At 62.1% G+C, this 18,776-nt stretch carries 17 protein-coding genes and 2 pseudogenes; 13 read left to right on the top strand and 6 right to left on the bottom strand.

The window, feature by feature from the left end; translation table 11 throughout:
- Positions 1 to 454: 454 nt before the first annotated feature.
- The 6 genes and pseudogenes from HJB82_RS15715 to HJB82_RS15690 all read left to right on the top strand — a co-directional run bounded on the left by HJB82_RS15715 (position 455) and on the right by HJB82_RS15690 (position 6,183).
- Positions 455 to 2,203 (top strand): ParB N-terminal domain-containing protein, encoded by a 1,749-nt coding sequence (locus HJB82_RS15715; protein WP_221140576.1) that lies wholly within the window; start codon positions 455 to 457, stop codon positions 2,201 to 2,203.
- Positions 2,204 to 2,293: 90 nt separating this feature from the next.
- The gene (locus tag HJB82_RS15710) at positions 2,294 to 2,770 is read left to right on the top strand and encodes a hypothetical protein (protein WP_020048110.1); all 477 of its coding nucleotides are present in this window, start codon (positions 2,294 to 2,296) and stop codon (positions 2,768 to 2,770) included.
- Positions 2,767 to 3,655: pseudogene (locus HJB82_RS15705) on the top strand (DUF7007 domain-containing protein). Before HJB82_RS15710 ends, HJB82_RS15705 begins: the two are co-directional and overlap by 4 nt.
- Positions 3,652 to 3,981 carry a hypothetical protein gene (locus HJB82_RS15700; RefSeq protein WP_127431458.1) on the top strand — a complete coding sequence of 110 codons (330 nt, stop codon included), beginning with the start codon at positions 3,652 to 3,654 and terminating at the stop codon, positions 3,979 to 3,981. The pseudogene HJB82_RS15705 and the gene HJB82_RS15700 overlap by 4 nt, the downstream one beginning before the upstream one ends.
- Positions 3,982 to 4,370: 389 nt before the next feature.
- Positions 4,371 to 4,955, top strand: a complete 585-nt coding sequence (locus tag HJB82_RS15695; protein WP_221140574.1) for a hypothetical protein — start codon at positions 4,371 to 4,373, stop codon at positions 4,953 to 4,955.
- Between the two features lie 301 nt (positions 4,956 to 5,256).
- On the top strand, positions 5,257 to 6,183 hold the full coding sequence (locus HJB82_RS15690) for an ArdC family protein (protein ID WP_127431521.1): 927 nt from the start codon (positions 5,257 to 5,259) through the stop codon (positions 6,181 to 6,183).
- 6 nt (positions 6,184 to 6,189) lie between these two features.
- Here the strand turns inward: HJB82_RS15690 and HJB82_RS15685 are convergent, their stop codons facing one another.
- Entirely contained in the window at positions 6,190 to 6,366 is a 177-nt protein-coding gene (locus HJB82_RS15685; protein ID WP_164735976.1) for a hypothetical protein, read from the bottom strand.
- A 460-nt stretch (positions 6,367 to 6,826) separates the two neighbouring features.
- Between HJB82_RS15685 and HJB82_RS15680 the strand changes: the two genes are divergently transcribed.
- Together HJB82_RS15680 and HJB82_RS15675 are read left to right on the top strand one after the other, a co-directional pair.
- A complete protein-coding gene (locus HJB82_RS15680) occupies positions 6,827 to 7,138 on the top strand; it encodes a DUF736 domain-containing protein (RefSeq protein WP_127431460.1) in 312 nt (103 codons plus the stop codon).
- A gap of 300 nt (positions 7,139 to 7,438) precedes the next feature.
- Positions 7,439 to 7,600 (top strand): hypothetical protein, encoded by a 162-nt coding sequence (locus tag HJB82_RS15675; protein WP_168259652.1) that lies wholly within the window; start codon positions 7,439 to 7,441, stop codon positions 7,598 to 7,600.
- Between the two features lie 531 nt (positions 7,601 to 8,131).
- Here the strand turns inward: HJB82_RS15675 and HJB82_RS15670 are convergent.
- Positions 8,132 to 8,440, bottom strand: a complete 309-nt coding sequence (locus HJB82_RS15670) for a WGR domain-containing protein (protein ID WP_127431462.1) — start codon at positions 8,438 to 8,440, stop codon at positions 8,132 to 8,134.
- Between the two features lie 441 nt (positions 8,441 to 8,881).
- Here HJB82_RS15670 and HJB82_RS15665 point away from each other — a divergent pair, with 441 nt between their 5' ends.
- Positions 8,882 to 9,199, top strand: a complete 318-nt coding sequence (locus tag HJB82_RS15665; RefSeq protein ID WP_221140572.1) for a hypothetical protein — start codon at positions 8,882 to 8,884, stop codon at positions 9,197 to 9,199.
- Positions 9,200 to 9,427: 228 nt separating this feature from the next.
- Here HJB82_RS15665 and HJB82_RS15660 read toward each other — a convergent pair whose 3' ends face one another.
- The 4 genes and pseudogenes from HJB82_RS15660 to traC form a co-directional block, all read right to left on the bottom strand.
- Complete coding sequence (locus HJB82_RS15660; RefSeq protein WP_221140644.1) at positions 9,428 to 9,877, bottom strand: thermonuclease family protein; 450 nt, start codon at positions 9,875 to 9,877, stop codon at positions 9,428 to 9,430.
- 439 nt (positions 9,878 to 10,316) lie between these two features.
- Positions 10,317 to 12,247: pseudogene (traG, locus tag HJB82_RS15655) on the bottom strand (Ti-type conjugative transfer system protein TraG).
- Positions 12,234 to 12,449 carry a type IV conjugative transfer system coupling protein TraD gene (gene traD / locus HJB82_RS15650; protein ID WP_165548347.1) on the bottom strand — a complete coding sequence of 72 codons (216 nt, stop codon included), beginning with the start codon at positions 12,447 to 12,449 and terminating at the stop codon, positions 12,234 to 12,236. The pseudogene traG and the gene traD overlap by 14 nt, the downstream one beginning before the upstream one ends.
- Before the next feature lie 4 nt (positions 12,450 to 12,453).
- Positions 12,454 to 12,750 carry a conjugal transfer protein TraC gene (gene traC, locus HJB82_RS15645; RefSeq protein ID WP_168257341.1) on the bottom strand — a complete coding sequence of 99 codons (297 nt, stop codon included), beginning with the start codon at positions 12,748 to 12,750 and terminating at the stop codon, positions 12,454 to 12,456.
- Positions 12,751 to 13,005: 255 nt separating this feature from the next.
- Between traC and traA the strand changes: the two genes are divergently transcribed.
- The 4 genes from traA to HJB82_RS15625 are packed head-to-tail and all read left to right on the top strand — an operon-like array spanning position 13,006 to position 18,667.
- Positions 13,006 to 16,332: a Ti-type conjugative transfer relaxase TraA gene (traA, locus tag HJB82_RS15640; protein WP_221140568.1), complete on the top strand. Its 3,327-nt coding sequence runs from the start codon at positions 13,006 to 13,008 to the stop codon at positions 16,330 to 16,332.
- On the top strand, positions 16,329 to 16,892 hold the full coding sequence (gene traF, locus HJB82_RS15635; protein WP_127431469.1) for a conjugative transfer signal peptidase TraF: 564 nt from the start codon (positions 16,329 to 16,331) through the stop codon (positions 16,890 to 16,892). Before traA ends, traF begins: the two co-directional genes overlap by 4 nt.
- Positions 16,882 to 18,045, top strand: coding sequence for a conjugal transfer protein TraB (locus HJB82_RS15630; protein WP_221140566.1), 1,164 nt, complete (start codon positions 16,882 to 16,884; stop codon positions 18,043 to 18,045). Before traF ends, HJB82_RS15630 begins: the two co-directional genes overlap by 11 nt.
- Positions 18,046 to 18,061: 16 nt before the next feature.
- Positions 18,062 to 18,667 (top strand): TraH family protein, encoded by a 606-nt coding sequence (locus tag HJB82_RS15625; protein ID WP_168257337.1) that lies wholly within the window; start codon positions 18,062 to 18,064, stop codon positions 18,665 to 18,667.
- Positions 18,668 to 18,776: the final 109 nt, after the last annotated feature.

The following is an 18,776-nucleotide window of genomic DNA, read 5'->3' as shown; positions in this document are numbered from 1 at the left end:
CAAAAAATGATCATAGTGCACACAGCTGGTGCACATGGCGGTCTCCTCCCAGTGCCGCCGCAACAGCTGTTCCCCTCTGGAGGTTTTTGACCTTCACACTTCGTGGGCCTCGGTTTTCCGACGGCCCATTTTTTTGTTCCCTTGCAACCAGATTGCGAGCTCTGTAGCAGAGCGCTTATCAGAAGAAGTTGGGAAAGGGAGAAGGGGAAAGGGAAGGAGAACCGGTCGCAGATCGGTCCTCCCGCCGCCGCTGTCGCTCAACCGCCGCCTCCGCATCCCGGCCACTCGTCCTTCGCAGGGCTGTTAGCCCCGCTTGTCCTTCGCGGCAGGGCTGCTCGACCGCTGTTGCGCCGGTCGGGCCGCTTTGCGGTCCGGAAGATGTCTTCAGGAAAAAATGAAGACTGGAAGGACCGGCAGAGGGCCAGGTCCGCATCCCCCGGAAAGGAACACTCCCATGCAACTCATGAAGGTCGATCCGCGTGCGCTGAAGGACAATCCCGACAATACCCGCCAGTCGAAATCGACGCCCCAGGCCGACGCGCTGCTGCTTGCGACCATCAAGGCCGTCGGCATCATCCAGCCACCCGTCATTTTCGCCGAAGCCGGCGGCAACGGCTATGTCATCGAAGCCGGTCACCGGCGCACCCGCATGGCGATCGCCGCCGGCATGGAGGAAATCGATGTTATCGTCGTCGAGGCGGCCAACGACAATGGCGCGATGCGTTCGATGATCGAAAACATCGCGCGCGAACCGCTCAATCCGGTCGACCAATGGCGCGGCATCGAGCGCCTCGTTGCTCTCGGCTGGACCGAGGAAGCGATCGCGATTGCGCTGGCGTTGCCGGTCAGAAAGATCCGGAAGCTTCGACTGCTCGCCAATGTGCTGCCGGCGATGCTCGATCACATGGCCAGGGGCGACATGCCAAACGAGCAGCAGCTTCGCACGATTTCCGCGGCGTCGCTCGACGAGCAGAAGGAAGTCTGGAAGGCCCACAAGCCGAAGAAGGGTGACACGGCATACTGGTGGGCGATCGCCACCGGCCTCACCAAGACCCGCATGTTCGCGCGCGATGCGAGCTTTGGCGACGATCTTCGCCAGGCCTATGGCATCGAATGGGCGGAAGACCTGTTCGGACCGGCTGACGAGGACAATCGCTTCACGACGAACGTCGAAGCGTTCCTCGGTGCGCAGCAGGAATGGATGAGCAGCAATCTCCCGAAGAAGGGTTCCATCGTCGAGCTCAACAATTGGGGCCAGCCGCAGTTGCCGCCGAAGGCGGAGCGTGTCTACGGCAAGCCCGGCAAGGGCGATTGCACCGCCATGTATCTCGATCGAGAGGGCAAGGTGCAGTCCGCCCACTTCCGGATGCCGGAGGCGAAGAAGGCGAACGGCAAGGCCGATCCGACCGCGCCCGGCGGTGAGGACGGAAACGAGGCCATCGATGTTGCAGCCAAGACCCGTCCCGACGTGACCCGAAACGGCCTCGACATGATCGGCGATTTCCGCACAGACGCTCTGCACGAGGCATTGGCACGAGCGCCGATCGAGGACGATATCCTCATGGCGCTGCTCGTCCTCGCATTCGCCGGGCAGAACGTCTCGGTCGACTCCGGCTCCGAAACCTCCAGCCATCTCTACGGCTCCAGGCGTTTCGCCCGGCACGCTGTCCGGCTGATCGGTGAAAGCGGCAAACTGGAGTTCGCCACGGACACGCTTCGTGTCGTGGCGAGGTTGACCCTGATCGACGCACTGTCGGCGCGGACCAACCGCACGGACAGTGGTATTGTCGCCCGGATCGCCGGGGATGCCATCGGCGCCGACACCTATCTTCCGAACATGGGCACGGAGCAATTCCTCGCGTGCCTATCGCGTCCGGCACTGGACGCGTCCTGCGGCGGTAGGAGTGTCGCTCCCCGCCCGCGCGTCAGGGACACCCGGGCTGCCCTTGTCGAGCACTTCAAGGAAGAGCGTTTCGTGCATCCGTCCGGCCTCTTCGCACCCGATGACGTGAAGCTGGGCGAGTGGCTGGCCAAGAACATGGAGCAAGGGGGCGAGGACGACGATGCACCCGCCGACGGGCCGATGGGCAGCATCGAGGACGGCGGCAACGCAGCCGACACCGGGCTCGAAGAACTGGATGAAGCCGACGCTGACACCAGCACTGAGGATCCCGATACCGCTTACGGAATTGCGGCCGAGTAACCCTCTCCCACAACGTCATACTGATCGATACCGCCGCCGGCCATCACCGGCGGCTGCTTTGTTTCCACACCTCAAAATAGGAGAACGAAGATGTCTGCGTCTTTGATTTATGACCTCGCCCCGATCGGCTCGATTGTCGTCTGGTCCGACGGCACGCCCCGCCCGCCCGAGCGCCACAGGAAGAAGCTCGCCGCCTGGGAAAACCGCAACAGCAAGGGCAGGCTGATCCGCAAACAGGGCAAGCGCGGCATCGGCAATGCCAACCTGTCGCCGGATTTCACGCTGCATGAGGGCGATTTCGGCGGCAATGGCGTCATCACGATCCGTATCCACAGGACGTTCTCGCTCGACAGCAGCCTGACATTCAAGGTGATCGAGCGCCCGCAGCTCGGCCACGTCAGGGTCTTCGACCGCGCCGGCGACAACGCCGAACTCGTCCACCTCGCCGCTAATCGCCAAGCCGCGGAGGAATGGTTGGCCCGGCATGGCTATCCCGATGCCGTGCTGGAAGAGGTCACTGCCGATGAAGTGGCGGCCGATCACGTCGAGGGGAGGGTCGCGGCATGAACACGCCTGCTCTCCAAGCCAAAGCAGCTTCCGCCCGTGATTTGCCAGGGCCGGAGTTCAGCCGCAGCGCCGATGACCTGCCTGTCGCCCGTGTCGGCGATCTCGTTTTCGCCATGGTGTCGGGACGCGATGGCCAGCATTTTCTCGTGAGCGCCTGGCGTGTGGCACGGCCGCTTTCCGAACTCAAACGCGACGACTTCTATTCGCATCATGGCGCCGTTGCGGATGAGGCGGAATTTCAAGCACGGATGTTCGAACAGGCCGAACACAGCCGCGAGCTCCGGGCGCTCGCCCGGCCAACGGTTCGGATGAACTGCTCCACCCCGTGGGGACCTTCGCAGGGCGCCACCGTCTACGCGGAGGGTATCGTCTCTCACACCACGGCCGGGCATGGCGGGTTCAAGTTGTGCAACGAGTGCAACGTCAAGATTCATCCGATGCTTCGTTGCGCAGGCGGCTGGTACGAAGAAGATACCGCGTGGGCCGCGATTGCCCTCGCCTATCCGAATCTCTTTACCGGATACGAGCGCAAGTGCGCCGATCGGACCATCCGGGATTCGTGGCCCGATGCCTGGGAAGCGATCTTCGGTCGCCCCTTGCGCCCGGTGAATCCCATGAGAAGGATCGCCGCGCCTTCGAGCGGGAGCATGCCGGCGGGACTGGATCGTCATCTCCGCGCTACGCTCGGAGCAGCATGCCGGGATAACCGAAGTCATCGCCACGATCGGCGGGCTGCGGGCAACCGATGAAGAACGCCGCTATCTCGTGCCAAGAGACGAGTACGAGGTTGGCCGATTTGGCTTCGTCATCGATCCGGCGCGCCACGCTGCCTATGACGGACCGTCGTCTTTCATCAATTGGCAGGCGCGGGTGACCAGTCCATGAAACCGGTTAGTCCCTGCGTTCTTCTGTTCCGCATGGAGGCGGCGCGGCGAGAGACCCGCCACCATCTCGATCGCATTCACCGGCAGATCACGGGCCGGGCCGAACGCAGAGCGGCCACCGAGAAGGCGAAAGCCCGCTCGCACCGCCGGGGCGGGTCGCGGTGGACGCGCTCCGACGAACAGCTGTTTCAGGATCACGTCGAGCGGCTCAGCTTCGAACGGCGAACGGAAATCGCTGCCCTAGCTCGCAAACTCCAACATCAGGAGCGGGCGATCACTACCATGCGTCTGATGCTCGGCGATGATGCGGGTAATGCGGCGGCGTGAGTCTGACCGTATGGGGGCTTTCGTGGCGGCTGATCCGCGCTGGAGGAAGGGATGCGGGCTGTCGGTCGCGAGGGGCTCTCTCCTCCGGGGTTTCGGAGCCTTAGCCCGCCCCGCCGGTCTGCCCTTCGTTTTCGCTGCGGTCTGAACCGGCGGCCGGTCGTTTCAAGGTCGCTGGCGGCGCCGCGGAGCGGCCGGTGCAGCCTCCCTCGCAAAACGGCTCCGCGTCCTTCGCAGGGCTTTACCCCGCTTGTCCGCAAACCCGTTTCGCTCGTCCGGCCGTCCCGGACCTGTGAAAGCGCCCGTCCTCAGCCGGTTCCTGTCGATCGCATCGAAGGGCAGACCGGCAGGGGCCGGAGCCGCTTTGGTGGAAACCACGAAAGGAAGATCCCATGGCCAAGCCCGCAACCAATCGACCCTCCCCCCGCGTCGTGCCGCTCCGCAAGGGCGCGACCCTCGAGATGGTCAGGCTCACATGCCCGGACACCGTCCAGGCAATGCTGATTGCCGAGAGTTTTGGAACGGCGGTGGTCGACAGTGACGGCATCCGTGAGCTCCATGAGCGCCTGATCATTGAGACCGCCGACAGCCTCTCGGACGGCCTCGGCGAGAAGGCGATGCAGATCCATCTCCAGCGCATCGTCGGGGCCTATGTCGGCTCGGCGCACGGAGCCGGCCAGTTCTACAGCCGCGCCGTCACCGAGGCCCGAGACGCCACCGCCAAATCGGCAAACGATGCCCGCGACGAGGATCTCGATGGCCCGGTCGGTTACGACAGCGCCGCCCAGCGCAAACGCGAATTCGCCGCCGACATGGGCATACAGTCCCACGCGTTGCGGATGGCCGCCGAGGGCGCAGTCGCTGCTTACAGCCACGTCATCGGCGAAGCCTGGAAGCCTTTCGACCGCCCGGTCGAAAACCCGGGCCAGTCGCTCGACCGCAAGGCGGCGGAGGCGCAGATGGCGGCACTCGGTTGAGCCGTTTTTCGCGCGGAGCTTCGGCTCCGCTTTTTCTTCCCTCTCCCTGATCATTAGGCCGGTTCCTTTGGGACCGGCCTTTTTCCAGGTCATCAGAAGGAAGAGAAACATGGACCCCGCTCGCCACGCGACCCCGTCCCGGTCGGCGGTCCTGCAGGAGCCGGTTGTCCGCCGCAACGGCTTCGCCGTCCTTCTCTCCGTTCCGGCAGTTCCGGTGCGGCATGCCACCCGATCGCTCCTGCCTTCGGACCTCCGCGACGGGGCCGCGGTGGGCGCGGCCTCCAAAACGGAGGATAATGACATGAGCAGGAAAGCCGAGGGCGAACGCGCCGACATCTATGCACGGATCACGGCCCGGATCGTTGCCGATCTGGAAAAAGGTGTAAAACCCTGGATGAAACCCTGGCACGCGGCCAACACCAATGGCCGGATTACCCGGCCGCTACGCTACAACGGTCAGCCCTATTCGGGCATGAACATTCTGTTGTTATGGTCGGAGGGAATGGCGCGCGGCTTCACCTCACCCATGTGGATGACGTTCAAGCAGGCGCTCGAACTGGGAGCGGCGGTGCGCAAGGGCGAGACCGGTTCGACGGTCGTCTTCGCCAGCCGCTTCACCAAGTCCGAGGCGGACGGCAATGGTGGAGAAGTCGACCGGGAAATCCCGTTTCTGAAAGCATATACAGTGTTCAACATCGAACAGATCGACAGGCTGCCGGAGCCGTACCATCACAAACCCGGTCCGGTGCTCGATCCTGACGAGCGCATGGAGCACGCCGATCGCTTTTTCCGCAACACCGGCGCAGTCATCCGCCATGGTGGGGTGCAGGCCTATTATTCGCCAGTCACGGACCACATCCAGATGCCGCCGTTCGAGACGTTCCGCGACGCCGCGTCTTACGTGGCAACCCTGAGTCACGAAAGTTGCCATTGGACGGCGCGCGCCGATCGCGTTGGGCGCGATCTCAGCCGATATGCCAAAGACAAGAGCGAGCGGGCTCGCGAGGAACTGATCGCCGAACTTGGAAGCTGCTTCCTTTGCGCTGATCTCGGGATCGCACCGGAGCTGGAGCCACGGCCGGACCATGCGTCTTACCTCGGCTCGTGGCTGAAGGTTCTATCCGACGACAGGCGGGCCATCTTCCAAGCCGCGGCACATGCCCAGCGTTCTGTCAACTTTCTGCACGGACTCCAGTCCATCCAGGCCGACAACAGAGCGGCTGCGTAGGAGACGTCAAGGTCGGTCGTTGTCACCCGCAACGGCCGACAGGTTTCTAGGCTCTTTCTCCGCCGGCGTGTGCTGATCGGACGTGAGGTCCAGTTTCACCCAGATCGATGGTCTTGGATCGGTGGCTTTCAGTTTTCGGGACTGCTTGATTTCGACGATAAACGGCTTTGTCTGCTGACGCATAGATCCTCCAGGCGACGAATCGCAAGCGCACGATACCGCGTTAATGGCAGGAGGCAACTGCCCGGCCGGCCGAGTTTGTCGCATCCGAATTCGACGCTATGACTTGGAGACAGGGTAACGGTTTAGCGGCTGCGGTGTCTCGGCACGGTAACGCCATGACGAGGGCCGCCATTGCCTTGTTCCTCCCATCGCTGTGATAGCCACGTCCCGCGCGGGCTCGATGAGGCATGTCTGATCGAAGACCGGCTTAGCCTCGATCGTTCTCCCGCAACGGCCGTCCGCAACTTTCTTCCCCTGCGAACTGCGTTCGCATTCCTCGCGGGGCAACAAAGCCGCTCCCCGCCGCCCTCCACGTCGTTTCGGCCCCTTCGGGGTGCGGTCCGATCGTCCCCGATCCTTGCGACAGCCATCGAGGCCGCGAAGGGCGCGGCCCGAAACAACCGAAAGAAAGGAACAGACAATGGCTACCATCGGCACCTTCACCTCCACCGAAAGCGGCTTCACCGGCTCGATCCGCACCCTCGCACTCAACGTCAAGGCCCGCATCGCCCGCATCGAAAACCCCTCCGACAAGGGTCCGCACTTCCGTATCTACGCCGGCAATGTCGAGCTGGGTGCGGCCTGGCAGAAGCGCTCCAGCGAGACCGACCGCGACTACCTCTCGGTCAAGCTGGACGACCCGAGCTTCCCGGCGCCGATCTACGCAACGCTCACCGAGGTCGAAGGCGAGGACGGCTACCAGCTGATCTGGTCCCGCCCCAACCGGGATTGAGATCCCACCAAGGCCCCGCCGCCTAAGGCGGGGCCAACGGGCTGCTTTGAGAAAGCAGGCAACGGGCGTCGAGCCCGTTTCCAGCTTTTTGGGTGCCATACGGGGAAGTGGGGTCTGCTCATATCAAGCCAATCGTGCCGTGGAGCCGGGCCAGCCTCAAGGACGAGCGGTCCCCCCAAAATGCTTGGCGCATTTCGGCTCCCCCACTCGCCGCCGCTGGCGGTCGCATGCGCGATCCTTGACCCTGACCCACCGCCACGACGGTGGGCGTCATCTTTCTCAAACATCAAGGAGATGACGATGATCGAACAACAAATCCAAGAACTGCGCGCTGAGCTGAACGCCTGCGTTGAGCCCGCCGAGCGCCGCCAGATCGAAGCCGAACTCGAAATCGCCCAGGCCGAGCTGACCATGATACTTGCCGAACAGGACGGTTCCATCAATGCCGAGCCGCCCTTCTGAGGGCGGCATAATCACCAACACTGCCAGTCCGCCGGCATCCACAGCACGGAGATGAGCGATCCACTGCCGCTCTCCTTTCGATCTCTGTCATCGACATCGGGGATGTTGCATCCCGTCCGTCGCGCCGCAAGCTGCCGGCGCCAGAATTTTCCCCACCGCGTTGCGGCTCCTCGCAGGCCAAAATTCAGGCGCCGGCAGGTCCTCCACTCTCATTTCGGCCTTTCAGGTGCTCCCTCCTTGCCCGTCATTTGGCCTATCCCCGCGATATCCGCTTTTCGAAAGGAGAATATACCGTGCAACAGCTCGCTCAATTCCTCATCGCCACCGGCCGCAGGCTCCGCGTCCTCGGCAACGTGATCTGTCACTTCTTCCGCAAGGGAAACTCGGTCTCGAGCTCACAATCAAGATCCCGTTCCTGGTCGAGATCGAGGCGTCGTTCGAGACCGACTGGAACCGGCGAGAATAACGCGCCAACAGGGGCCGCTTCGGCGGCCCCTGTTTCGCCATTTGAGAGATCGGAGACGATTGGGGTCAGCTCTGCAAATATCGCAGAGTTGTTCTGGGCCGATAGCCGCGAGTACGTTTTTGCTTCAACAGTTCAAGGAATAAGTGAACCGCTTCCTCTTCCCGTTCGAACACATGCCGTTTCTCCTGGCCACGCTTGCCGATCCGTCCCCATCGCCGGATCAGGCAAGCCTCTCCGAACATCGTCTGCTCGATCTCCATGGCATAATACCGCGCCATGTTCTTGGCTGGATCCGATCGTTCGACATAGAGCTGGTAGGGTTGCGAAATCATGCCGGCATGATCGCCACACGTCGCCGCCACGTCCAACGACATATGTGAATCTTACAAGTGCGACCGATTCATTTTCGTGAAGAATGGCGTGTCGGGCGAGGCGCCGACGGCGCACGGCTCTAGTCGCGCTGCGACCCGAGCCCGCACGCGGTCTGCGCCCTGTCGGGTTACGATCCTCTCGCGGCAAGACGCATTCCTGTGCCTGCTATCGTAATGGGATATGGCCGGAACGTCCCATGGCCAGCGGTGCTGGCAAGCGGTCGCGTCCTTTCAGGACGCGGTTTAATCTCTCTCTGACATCCCATTTTGCACCCGTCGTTCCGGCGTCAAGGACATCGCGGCCCCTCCAATTTTCCCAGCGCCGCAAGCGGCACAGAGAAATCGGTTCCTCCGCTCGCCGCACGGCGGCCGCGTTCCGCGGTCCCGGACCCCTCACGGACTACGGTGCGGACACCTTTCGTCAGAAACGAAAAGGAGACCCTGATGACAAAGCATCAAATCACTCACCAGATTGGAGACGACCAGAAGCGGTCGGATCAACAGCCGGATTGGCTTGAACGCTTGCGCGGAAATTTCGATGCGGAGGTGCATCTTCCCGCCGATATCTCGCGCGAGTTTCTGTCAGCGGCGCTGCTTTGGGCAATCGACAACAAGGTCGATTTCGGATTGTTTCACGAACCCGGCAAGATCATCATTGCGCATTCTGGCGGCGATGAGATCTACCTTCCGTCGCGGTGGTTCGACAAACGATGGCATATCGGCCTGGACGACAAAGAGCCCTTCTTCGATCCCGCTGATTGAGATCCAGACCAGAGGCGGCTTGCCGCCTCTGGTCCTTGACTTCGCGTGAGCCGTTCCAGCCGGAGCGGCTATGAAAGGGGGGCTCTGCCGCCCCTCTCAAACCTCACCCCATGAAGGAACGGCAACGCCCCTCCTTCAAACTTCCTCCCATGGGGAAGGGGACGGTTCCCTCCTCCCTTTCCCCAAACCCCTATCCTTCTCCCGTGCCGGGGAAGCGATGGTTCGCTGTCACCCGCTCTGGCACCAGCCGTGTCGGGCACCATCCCATGATCGGGCGAGCCCTTCGCCGATCAAGACGTCGCCCAGCGAATTGCCTGCGCGAGACACGATGCGAAGTTTGCGACCGTACTTGTCTTCGTCACGGAACCCGGCCGCCAGAGAGAACTTCCCAGCGTTGAGCAGCGCCAGCAGCCGGGATTTTGCCGCTTCACCTTTGATCCTTTCGGCCTCGCAGCGGGGCGGGCTGAGTTCAGGCGTATCGATGTCGGCGATGCGGATTTTCTCGCCCTCGAACCAGAAGGTGTCGCCATCGACGACGCAGTTCGTCCGGTGGCTGTCGCCGCAGATCGAAAATGCCGCCGACAATGAATCCGTCGTCGGTGTCTTGGCCAAAGTGGCGAAACCGGGGAGAGCTTCGTTGCCGCCATAGGCAAGCCAACCTCCAACGGCAATGATCACCGTGCATAGAACTGCCGCCGCGCGTTTACGCCGTCTGATCCGCTCAGATCTTAGCAGTCCTCCGCCCGCGCGCTGCCGATCGCGACCGCGTCCGGCCTTCGGCGGCTTTCTGAACGGAACTATATTCGATTTCGCCACTATCCGATTCCTCGTTTCGCCTCACCCTATGTCGGACCCGGTTTCATCTGCGTTTACGGAGGAGCTTGTCTTCGGGCTGCGGCGTGGCCGCCAAAATGGTGTGCGAGGGTCGGGGAGCAGTCGATCCCGCCTCCCCTTTTGGGGCCACTATGTTGAGGCTCCCGCGGCTGCTCTGTTTCCCGCCCGTCGCACGACGAGAATTCCCGAAATCCCGCCCGTCGGGCGTCGCTATGCTGATTTCTCCGATACTCTTCATTTTCCTGGATCAGCCTTGCTTGTTTGCACTGCGCGCCGGCTTGGATCATGCAGTTGGCGTATCGCCGATCATGTGAAACCTGTTCGTGCCGACGCATGCTTCATGTCGCCGCGCCGGAACCAGATAGCTCGTCCGCATCGGAGCGGCGCGTTTCCTGCGGTGAACACGATCTGTTCGTCGGCACGCATGCGCAGGACTTCGTGGGGCTGGATGAGTGGTCTGGCAGCGAGCTGCTTCGAGCGCGTCCGCGATGATCCCCTCGCTTGGAAACTACGGCTCACCTGGTCGATCTCGACCGTGGTCATGCCGCAACGTCGAGAAATGTAATCGGCGGTCTCGGGATCGTTGATCGCGGCGAACGAAATCCAGCTGGCGCTCTCGAACCATTTGCTTGCAGCATCGCGGCCGCCATAGGTTTCGCGCATCTGGCCGATCGACTGGTAGATCATCGTCAGCGTGATGCCGTATTTGCGTCCGGCGTCGCGCGCGGTCTCGATGATCCGCATGTAGCCGAGGCGGGCGACCTCATCGAGGAGAAACAGGGCGCGCCCCTTGATCTGTCCGTCGCGATTGTAAATCGCATTCAGAAACGAACCGATAATGACACGCGCAAGACCCGAATGGGTCTCCAATGTCTTGAGATCGATGTTGATGAAGACGTCCGTATTCCCGGCCGCGATGTCGCTGGTCGAGAACTTCTTCCCAGACACGAGAGCTGCGTAGTTTCGATAGGAAAGCCAGTGCGTTTCCTTGACCGCATTGGCGTAGACGCCGGAGAAGGTCTCCGGTGTCATGTTGACGAAGGCTGCGACGTTCTCCTTCACGAAATCCGAACCCGAATTGTCGTAGATGTCTTGCAGCCGCTTGCGCAATGTGGGCTCCGGCTCCGAGAGGTTCATGCGCACCTGCCGAAGCGTCTGCTCCTTCTCGTCCGTGTGACCGGACAGGCAGACATCGGCGATCAGCGCCGTGAGAAGCTGCAGCGCCGATGCACGAAAGAAGTCGTCACGGACACCACGCGCACTGCCGCTGTCGCTCATGATCCATGAGGCCACTGAGGCAATATCCTCTTCTTTGGTTCCGCCGAAACGGCCGATCCAGTCCAGGACGTTAAAGCCGATGTCCGGCTTCCTCGGATCGAGAACGAATACGTCCCTCCCCGCTCCGCCGCGATGCGCGGAGACCATCGGTGCGACCTCGTTCGATGGATCGAGCACGATCAGCGTGCCGCCCCATTTGAGCGCCGTTGGGATCGTCACCGACGTTGTCTTGAAACCGCCGGAACCGGCAAAGACGATCCCGTGCGACGAGCCGAACGAGCCATCGAAGCACAGCAACGGCGACTTGCCACCGGCGCCCCAGGTCTCAGCGCTGTCGGCGCGAAACGCTCGGGCGCCGACATTGTCTTTGTCGACCCGATAGCGCTCGCCGATGACGATGCCACCAGCATCGGGAAACAACTTTGCCGCCTCTGTGAGCTTCATCCAATCTGCCTCGCCATGAAGCGCCCGCTTGCCCTGAATGCGCTTCGGCTCGGCCCTTGCGAAGGCCGCATTGCCGATGAGCGCGACGCGGAGTGCGAAGCAGGCACATAAGAGCGCGGCACTCGCTCCGATCGACGTTGCCGGATCGAGAAAGGCCAAGACCGTCTTGTCGGCGGGTACCGTCTTCATGAAAGCGGAAAGGCGTATTGTCTCGCGAAGTGCCGCGATCAGGACCGTACCGCTGCATCCCGCAACGACGCCCCAACCTGCCTGCTTGATATTGATCGCGCCGGCGGTCGCGAACAGGAACAAGATTCCGACTGCGGCACTGGCGAGATAGGGAAGCGCGATCCCTGCCCGCCCCCATGCCAGTCGTGCGGTCTCGGTTTTCCCGAACCCGGATAGCCAATGTTCGATCCCGGTCATTCCGATGACGACCGGGATCATCAACGCCGTTGGTCCGACGACAAGTGCAATCCTATTGATCGTCATTGCCGAAGGCCTCCACGCCGATGGCCGTGATCCTGGAGCGCTCGGTATCGTCACCCTTGATGCGGCGCGCTGCATCGATCAGCGCGCCCAGCAACAGCGCTCGCTTCTCATAGCGCAGACCGGCCTTGACGATCAGGCCGCCGAGCTCGATCTTTTCGCGCGTGTCCTTCTTGCGGGAGTCGGATGTCATCGTCCTCACCATCCGTTCAAGCCTCGCCAGTCCCGCCTGCATTCGGGCCAGACGCGACCGTCGCGGTCGACGTTGCGCCGCTGCCATCGCCTGCCCCCTTTTTCCCTCCGGTCGTACCCCCCTGCCCTCCGCGAAATCGCCTGCTCAGTTGGTCAAACGCTGCCTGAAGCTCCGCCTCGTCGATCTCGAAGTCGCCGAGGCCTGCCTTGAGCGCGATCCGGCCAATGCGTTCCGCTTCCCGTGTCTCGGCGAGCTTGAGCTGCTCCTGCAGTTTGGCAATTTCGTCGCGGATCTTCGCGGATGGCTTCTTCATGTCCGTTTGTCTCCCTGGCTGAGAAAGCTTGTCTTTCGAAGCCAGTTTCCGGAACTTAAGTAGCGAACGCACTACTGTGAATCCTACAATCGCCAGCGGCGATGCTTTGGTGGATGATCCCGGCCGTTCCGAAGGAGCGGCTTCCAAGGGCGCAATTATACGTCGCTGGCGCGACGTGTTGCTGAGAGTGCCTGGCGGGGCCGCCGCTCCCGACGAACCCTTCGATTTCGTTTGCAACCGGGAGAGAACTTCGCCGTGGCCGTCCCTCACTTCTCCGTCAGCGTCGTCGCCCGTGGCTCAGGCCGCAGCGCCGTCCTGTCGGCGGCCTACCGGCACTGCGCCAAGATGGAGTTTGAGCGGGAAGCCCGGACGATCGACTACACGCGAAAGCAGGGGCTCCTGCATGAGGAGTTCGTGATCCCTACCGACGCGCCGGAATGGGTGCGCAGCATGATTGCCGATCGCTCGGTCGCCGGCGCATCCGAGGCCTTCTGGAACAAAGTGGAGGGCTTCGAGAAGCGATCCGACGCGCAGCTCGCCAAGGACGTCACCATAGGCCTTCCGCTCGAACTGACGGCCGAGCAGAACATCGCGCTCGTGCGCGACTTTGTGGCGTGCCACATCACCGCGAAGGGCATGGTCGCCGACTGGGTCTATCACGACGCCCCAGGCAATCCGCATGTGCATCTGATGACGACATTGCGGCCGCTCACCGAGGACGGGTTCGGCTCAAAGAAGGTCGCGGTTCTCGCCCCGGACGGCAAGCCGATCCGCAATGATGCCGGCAAGATCGTCTATGAGCTATGGGCCGGCAGAACTGAGGATTTCAATGCGTTTCGCGACGGCTGGTTTGCCTGCCAGAACAAACATCTGGCGCTTGCCGGCCTCGAAATCCGCATCGATGGCCGTTCCTTCGAAAAGCAGGGTATCGACCTCGAGCCAACCATTCACCTCGGCGTCGGCGCCAAAGCCATCGAGCGCAAGGCCGAGCAATCCGACCACAAGTCGGAGACCTCGACTCCCAAACTCGAACGCGTCGAGCTTCAGGAGGAGCGCCGCAGGGAGAACGCCCGCCGCATCCAGCGCCGTCCGGAGATCGTGCTCGACCTGATCACGCGGGAGAAGAGCGTCTTCGACGAACGCGATGTTGCGAAGGTGTTGTATCGCTATATCGACGATGTCCTTCTGTTCCAAACTCTGATGGTCCGCATTCTGCAAAGTCCGGAAGCACTCCGGCTCGAACGCGAGCGGATCAACTTTGCGACAGGTATTCGGACACCCGCGAAATACACGACGCGCGAGATGATCCGGCTTGAGGCCGAGATGGCCAATCGCGCGATCTGGCTCTCCGGCAGCACCTCCCATGGCGTCCGTGAGGTGGTGCTGCAGGCGACCTTTACGCGCCATTCCCGTCTGTCGGATGAGCAGCGAACGGCGATCGAGCATGTCGCCGGGACCACGCGGATTGCCGCTGTCATCGGCCGCGCCGGGGCCGGCAAGACGACGATGATGAAGGCTGCGCGCGAGGCGTGGGAAACGGCCGGTTATCGTGTGGTCGGCGGAGCTTTGGCTGGCAAAGCCGCCGAAGGTTTGGAGAAGGAAGCGGGCATCGTTTCCCGCACGCTGTCGTCCTGGGAGCTTCGCTGGAACCAGGGTCGCAACCAGCTCGATGATAAGACCGTCTTCGTACTCGACGAGGCCGGCATGGTTTCGTCACGGCAGATGGCGCTGTTGGTCGAAGCAGTCACCAAGGCCGGCGCCAAACTCGTCCTTGTCGGCGATCCGGAACAGCTTCAACCGATCGAAGCGGGTGCGGCCTTTCGCGCCATTGCCGATCGCATCGGCTATGCCGAACTCGAGACGATCTATCGTCAGCGCCAGCAATGGATGCGCGACGCCTCGCTCGATCTCGCGCGTGGCAATATCCGCAAGGCTGTCGATGCCTACACCGCCCATGGTCGAATGATTGGTTTGAGACTGAAGGACGAGGCGGTCGAAAGCCTGATCGCAGCGTGGGACCGCGACTACGACCCTTCGAAGACCAGCCTGATCCTCGCACACCTTCGCCGCGACGCCCGAAAGCTCAACGATATGGCCCGCGCCAAGCTGGTCGAGCGTGGCGTCGTCGCAGACGGATTTGCGTTCAAGACGGAGGACGGAACCCGCATGTTCGCGGCCGGCGACCAGATCGTGTTCCTCAAGAACGAGGGCAGCCTTGGCGTCAAGAACGGCATGCTCGCAAAGGTGGTTGAGGCCGCACCCGGCCGGATCGTCGCTGAGATCGGCGAAAGGGAACATCGTCGCCAGGTCACGATCGAGCAGCGCTTCTACAACAATCTCGGTCACGGCTATGCCACGACCATCCACAAGAGCCAGGGCGCGACCGTCGACCGGGTGAAGGTGCTTGCTTCCCTTTCATTGGACCGGCATCTCACCTATGTGGCCATGACGCGCCATCGTGAGGATCTCGCGATCTACTACGGCAGTCGTTCCTTTGCGAAATCCGGCGGGCTCATCCCGATCCTGTCGCGCCGAAACGCCAAGGAGACGACCCTCGATTACGAGAAGGCGTCGTTCTATCGCCAGGCGCTGCGCTTCGCGGAAGCCCGCGGCCTTCATCTTGTCAACGTCGCCCGCACGATCGCACACGATCGCCTCCAATGGGCCGTCCGGCAGAAACAGAAGCTCGACAATCTCGGCGCCCGTCTTGCCGCCATCGGCGCGGCACTCGGACTGGTCCACGGCAGCCACAAACACTCCATCCCGGACACAATCAAGGAGGCCAAGCCCATGGTGTCAGGTATCGCCACCTTCCCGAAATCGCTCGACCAGGCTGTCGAAGACAAGCTCGCCGGCGATCCCGGGCTCAAGAAGCAATGGGAGGACGTCTCGACCCGCTTCCAGCTCGTCTACGCGAAGCCGGAAGTGGCCTTCAAGGCCATCAATGTCGATACCATGTTGAAGGACCAGTCGGTCGAGCAGTCGACCCTGGCAAGGATTACCGGCGAGCCAGAGAGCTTTGGCGCGCTGAAGGGCAAAACCGGTCTTCTCGCCAGCCGTGCCGACAAGCAGGACCGGGAAAAAGCCATCGCCAATGTGCCGGCGCTTGCCCGAAATCTTGAACGCTACCTTCGTGAGCGGGCCGAGGCCGAATTCAAACATGAGACGGAGGAGCGCGCGGTCCGACTCAAGGTTTCAGTCGATATCCCGGCGCTCTCCCCATCTGCCAAGCAAACGCTCGAACGCGTGCGAGATGCCATCGATCGCAACGATCTCCCGGCTGGCCTCGAATATGCGCTGGCGGACAGAAACGTGAAGGCAGAACTCGAAGGTTTTGCCAAGGCTGTGTCGGAGCGTTTCGGGGAACGGACCTTCCTGCCTTTGGCTGCCAAAGACACTGATGGCAAGACTTTCGAGACCGTCACAGCAGGAATGACGGTCGTCCAGAAGGCTGAGGTCCAGTCCGCGTGGAAATCTATGCGGACGGTCCAGCAGCTTGGCGCTCATGAACGCACGACCGAAGCGCTCAAGCAGGCAGAGACGCTGCGGCAAACCAAGAGTCAAGGGCTCTCGCTGAAATGACCCGGGCAGCAACCACCCGGTCGATGACCACGCAACAACGACGTGCCACTGCGGTTCTGTCGATAGCGGCCGCGGCCACCATTCTGCTGGTGGTGACTGCCGTCGCCGGCGGCTACCGCATCAATCTGACGCCGAGCGAGCCACTGGGCCTATGGCGCATTATCCCGCTTCATCGACCGGTGGCAGTCGACGACCTCCTGTTCATCTGCCCGCTGGAAACGGCGGCGATGCGGGCAGCCAGGGCACGAGGCTATTTCCGTTCTGGTTCCTGCCCGGGCGACGTCGCACCGTTGATCAAGACAGTGATCGCCGTTGTAGGACAGCGTGTCGAAATCGGCGTCAACGTGAGAGTGGATGGGCGGGTGGTTTCCTCATCCAGTCTCGCACTACGTGATGGAAAAGGCCGGCCGTTGACGCCGTTTCCGAGCGGCATCATACCGCCAGGATATGTCTTCCTGCATTCCGCCTTCCCCGGCTCCTATGACTCCCGATATTTTGGCCCGGTGCCGATCTCCGGCATTCTCGGGCTGGCGCAGGAGGTGTTCACCTATGTGCCGTGATTACCTTCAGCCGGCGCTGCTGATATTCGCTTCGATCGCGATCGGCGTGGTGGGCTGGAGCGGCCATGTGTTGCTCCTACCCGTCGCGCTCGGGTTTCCGGTTCTTTGGTCGATCTCGCAAACGAGATCGGTCGCGGCACTTGTCTCCAGCGGATACTTCCTGGCCGCGTCCCGGGGTCTGCCACAAGGCGTTGCCGCCTTTTATTCGTCGGATATCTGGCCAGGCCTCCTGCTCTGGCTGGGTGCGTCTATGAGTTTCGTTGCCGTGCATACGCTCGTCTGGACGATGAACGGACGCGCGCGTCCGTTTCGCTACCTCCTTGCGGCAGCCGTCATGGCCGTTCCGCCGTTCGGCATCACGGGCTGGGCGCATCCTGTCACCGCCGCGGGTGTTCTGTTTCCGGGATGGGGATGGTGGGGACTTGGCTTCATGACAGCCGGCCTTGCGGGTCTCGTAACCCGCATTTGGCCAGCTGTCGCCATCGCCTTCGCAGGCCCTTGGCTGTGGTCCGCCGCAATCTGGACCGACCCGAAACTACCGGAAGGCTGGCGCGGCGTCGATCTTGATATGGGGGCTTCGCTCGGTCGGGAGCCCGGGCTTCAACGCCAGCGTGACATGATCGCAACGGTGCGTGGCGCGGCCAGCGATGGGGCCCGTTTTGTGGTGCTGCCGGAAACTGCGCTCGGTTTCTGGACACCGACCGTGGCGCGGCTTTGGACGAACGCCTTCAGGGATGATGATGGGACGGTGATCGCCGGTGCGGCGATGGTCGATGCTGGGGGCTACGACAATGTTCTGGTCGCGGTCGACGGGAGGGGCGGCCATATCCTCTATCGCGAACGTATGCCGGTTCCCGGTTCGATGTGGCAGCCGTGGCGATCCTGGTTTGGGGAGAGTGGTGGTGCTCGGGCGGATTTCTTGGCGAACCCGGTCGTCTCCATCGGCGCCAGCCGCGCGGCACCGCTGATCTGCTACGAGCAACTGATTGTTTGGCCGGTGCTTCAGTCGATGCTGCACGATCCGGACCTCATTGTTGCTGTCGGAAACGGGTGGTGGACCGAAGGGACATCAATCGTTGCTATCCAGCGAACTGCCACTACAGCGTGGTCAAAGCTCTTCGCAAAACCGATTGTTATTGCCTTCAACACCTGAGTGCTCAGGAGAAACCATGATCGACGCAGCCCTGATAAATGAATGCGCAGACCCTTCTCTCAAGCCGACGATCGTCGAGCAGTTCGTGATGGCGGCGGGCTCGGCTGATCCCTTCGCCGTCACCGTCAAATCAGGCGACCGATTGATCCTCGTTCCGAAAGCGGCATCGGCCGAGGAGGCGATTGCGATCGTGCGCCAATATGCTGGTCAAGCGGTCGTCCGCGTAGGGCTCACCCAGTTCCCCGCTGGCGTGGGAGTCAAGGAACCGGCGGATCTGAAGCCCGATCTCGTCGATCCTTGCCAGAACCTCCGGAAAGGCACTGCGATGTTCGCCAAGGTATTGAGGATCGTTGCAAAATGGTATGGCAACCCCACGAGCAAAGACGTCTTCCCGCAAATCTTCGAGGACGCGGTCTACGCATGGAAGACCGGCGAGTTCGGGGGTGTCGGCGTGTTTCAGGCGGAGGATCCTGGCATACCCATCGAAGCGCCGCAGCAAAGCGATAAGGAAGTGGATGGCGAGGAAGCGACGCCGAAAGACTTACAACCAGAGACGATGCAGGATGTTAGGCATGCGGGGATACGGATCGATCTTTCCCGCATTGGTCAACAACAGCGTTGAGTTCACCTCGCATTGGCGAGGCATGTTCCGGCCAAGCCAAAGTTTAGGCGACTCCAAAGCATGAAATTAATGCGCTTCCAGATGCCTCGTCCGCGGTTGTAATGGCGGC

It is taken from the genome of Rhizobium sp. NZLR10, from assembly GCF_019685125.1.
GTDB lineage: Bacteria > Pseudomonadota > Alphaproteobacteria > Rhizobiales > Rhizobiaceae > Rhizobium.
Note: the sequence above shows the minus strand (reverse complement) of the source record. Positions and strands in the feature narration are given on the sequence as shown.